The sequence below is a fragment of the Mariniflexile sp. HMF6888 genome, from assembly GCF_044335535.1.
Taxonomy (GTDB): domain Bacteria; phylum Bacteroidota; class Bacteroidia; order Flavobacteriales; family Flavobacteriaceae; genus Mariniflexile.
Genome location: NZ_JBIQVZ010000033.1, coordinates 1 through 466, shown reverse-complemented (window position 1 = coordinate 466; position 466 = coordinate 1). Strand labels below are relative to the sequence as shown.

General features: G+C 53.9%; 1 protein-coding gene. It reads left to right on the top strand.

What is annotated here, in order from left to right:
* Positions 1–466, top strand: a 466-nt coding sequence (locus ACGLWY_RS18670) for a PorP/SprF family type IX secretion system membrane protein (protein ID WP_396621190.1), incomplete at both ends; no start/stop codon positions are given.

The following is a 466-nucleotide window of genomic DNA, read 5'->3' as shown; positions in this document are numbered from 1 at the left end:
GGACCGTAGCGGGGTTGGGCTGTCGTTCTACAACGACAAGAACGGGAACACGCTGCAGAAGGGGGCCAAGTTCTCTTTTGCGCACCACCTTATCCTGGACTACTATTCCAAGCAGTACCTGTCGCTTGGTATCTCCTATAACATAAACAGTTTCAGGATCGATACCAGCAAGTTCACCGATGGCACGGCCCAGCCCCCGGTCTCCAACCCGGTGATAACCGACGACAGGGCCACCACCAACCACAATTTTGACGTTGGGGTGCTGTACAGGAACAAGGGGTTCTTTGCCAGCTTCAATGCCAACAACCTCCTTGAGAAGAAGATCGACGAGGACATCCGTGTCGCCGAGCCCAGCCTGCTTCTTAACTACCAGATCTATTCCGGTTATACCTTTAGGGGCCCGAAGAAGAGCGGTCTGGAGTTCGAGCCCTCGGTCTATTACCAGATGTTCAGCAGTGACAAGCGT